Below are 2,208 nucleotides of genomic sequence, written 5' to 3'. Positions count from 1 at the left end.
GCAGCTGGATATGAGTCATGGCGATTACTGTGCCGACCCGATTGAAGATGAGCTCCGCGGGCTGCGATATAATATGCAGCGCCATCAGGACATCGTTCACAACCCCATGTTGCTGCAGGAGCACCACCCAGGCCGTGGTACGTACCAACACTGAGGTCCAGAACGGCAGCACGACCACGATCATCAGCAGATTGCTGGTTTTCGGCGGCAGTGTCGCCAGGAGATAAGCCACCGGGAAACCTAGCAGCAGAGTCAGGACGGTTACGCCGATGCTAATGCCAAGCGTGCGCAGGAAGACGTCGCGGAAGATCGCATTCTCCGGCTGCGTGGCGACGATTTGGCTGTCGGGGCCATACTGGTAATCGACCGAACGCAGTAAGTAATAGGCGGTATAGGCAGAGCGACCGCGCTTGAGCAAGCTCCAGACGTCACGTTGCCCCCACAGGGGGCTGATCTCGATCAGCGCCGCTTTGTAGGGGCCGGTCGAAAGTGTGCTCGCCTTTCGGGCGCTCGACGCGACCTGGCCACCGGCGCCGGGCAGCTCATAATTGATCCGTGTGCCGATAGCGCCCGCGGTCTTCTGGGCCCAGGCATGCGTCAAATCGTCGGCGAGAGCGGCATAGACACTCTCGTCGGGCAGATCCTTGCCGTCCCAGCTGCTTAGCGCTGCCGTGGTTCGCGGCATGAGCGTCAATAGCGTATTGTCATGGACCGCTTTGAACATCATCCGACCGATCGGCAAGACGAACGCGATCAGGATGAACAGCAGAAGCGGCAGGACGAAGGTAAACGCTTTCAGCTTGCTCCGACGTTCGACCCGCTGCAGCTTAATCCGTAGCGGCATGCCGTCTGGACTGCCGGCGATTTGGGCTGCCATCGTCGCCATCAACTTCTCTCACTCTTCGGTCATTGATCGTCGGTTGGGACGAGGAGAACGGAACGTCCTCCTCGCCATTCCCCATTCTTTACTTCGCTAGCCAAGCGGTGAAGCGCTGGCGCAATTCATCGCCATGCTCATTCCAAAATAGGAAGTCGGTGTTCAGCATGAGGGCTTCATGGCCGGGTGCATTGGCAAGGTTGGGTATCATTGCCGGATCAACGAGGGCCATGGCATCCTTGTTGGCGGGCCCATAGGGCATGTAGCGCGTCAGGTCGGCCTGCGGCTGGGGTGAGCCGCCAAAAGCGAGGAACTTGTAGGCGTCGTCCAGATGTGGACTGCCCTTGGGAATCACCCAATAGCCCCAACCCGCTGGCGCGGCGTCCCACATCATTTCGAAATGCTTACCCTCGTCCTTGATGGCACTGTAGATGCGGCCGTTGAAAGCTGCGGTCATGACGACCTGGCCATCGGCCAGAAGCTGCGGTGCCTGAGCGCCGGCAGTCCACCAAACGACGTCCTTCTTTATCGTATCGAGCTTCCTGAAAGCGCGGTCGACGCCTTCCGAGGTACGGAGGACTTTGTACACGTCCTTGATGGGCACGCCGTCGGCGATCAGCGCCCATTCGAGATTGCCTGAGGGATTTTTCCACAGTCCGCGCTTGCCGGGGAATCTCTGCAGATCGAACAGGTCAGCGATGGTCTTCGGGCCATTCGGCAGCTTGTCCCTGTCATACGCGATGACCGTGGAGGAGGCTGACGACGGCACCCCGCAGTCAAATTTGCCGGCCTCACCGAACTTTGCCCTGTCGAGACCCAGCTTCTTCCAGTCGATCGTCTCGAGGAGGCCCTGAGTACACAGGGCCCAGGCGGCTGACCCGCCACCGTTGACCACGTCCCAGCTGACGGTCTTGGACTCGACCATCGCGCGGATCTTGGCGGTCTCGCCGTTCCACTCGTCTTCGGTAATCTTGATCCCGGTCGCCTTTGTGAAGGGCTCGAAATAGGCCTTGCGCTCGGCGGCCTGGGAGGCCCCTCCCCAGGAGACGATCGTCAGCTGATCGGCCGCAAAGGCAAATTCCGCTGGCGCAAGCGCACCGGCTGTCAGCCCCATTATGGCCAAGGCACGGACGACCATCAATTTCTTCCTCATCGTTTGCTTCCCTCCCGATATGCCGCCCCTACGATAGGAGCGGCGCTGTCAAACTTCTGCTTCGGCCTGCCGGCGATGTCGTGGGTCATCCTCACGATCGGTCGAGCGCCAGACAATCTTCAGTTTTCCAGCCGATGGTGATCGGTGTGCCCGGCTCGAGCTGCACCACGCCTTCCGA

The 2,208-nt window shown here is 60.2% G+C and carries 2 protein-coding genes; both read right to left on the bottom strand.

Annotated features, from left to right (window positions below; translation table 11 throughout):
• The coding region (locus IF809_RS38395) for an ABC transporter permease (RefSeq protein WP_462840064.1) at positions 1-886 on the bottom strand (886 nt) is incomplete at its 3' end.
• A gap of 79 nt (positions 887-965) precedes the next feature.
• Positions 966-2,030: an ABC transporter substrate-binding protein gene (locus tag IF809_RS38390; RefSeq protein WP_441258743.1), complete on the bottom strand. Its 1,065-nt coding sequence runs from the start codon at positions 2,028-2,030 to the stop codon at positions 966-968.
• Between the last annotated feature and the right edge of the window lie 178 nt (positions 2,031-2,208).

It is taken from the genome of Bradyrhizobium sp. UFLA06-24 (assembly GCF_054967145.1).
The sequence above is the reverse complement of the archived record's forward strand: the minus strand, read 5'-3'. Positions and strand labels throughout refer to the sequence as shown.